This is a genomic window from Parendozoicomonas verongulae (assembly GCF_009711465.1).
GTDB lineage: Bacteria > Pseudomonadota > Gammaproteobacteria > Pseudomonadales > Endozoicomonadaceae > Sansalvadorimonas > Sansalvadorimonas verongulae.
Window position 1 is genome coordinate 1,919 of sequence record NZ_SMME01000773.1, and the last position, 216, is coordinate 2,134.

1 protein-coding gene is annotated in these 216 nt (G+C 49.5%); it reads left to right on the forward strand.

The genetic code is table 11. The features are described from left to right. Positions 1-216: hypothetical protein (locus E1189_RS23770; protein WP_196221262.1), on the forward strand; the 216-nt coding region annotated here is incomplete at both ends.

Genomic DNA, 216 nt, shown 5'->3' on the forward strand with positions numbered 1-216 from the left:
CTGAAAAACTGGTATGTCCATTTCCTGGGTAAGAAAAGAGTTCAGGGCTGCTACACCAAGCAGATACTGGACGCTGTTTCGCCCTTAACTCTGCCAATCTACAGTGGGTATTCACCTACGCTGGAAGACGGCCTGAAAATAGATAATCTGACACTCTCCTGGACAGATGAGCCGGAAGGTGTTCCCGATATAGGCAGGTTGCTCACTGGTCTCCCT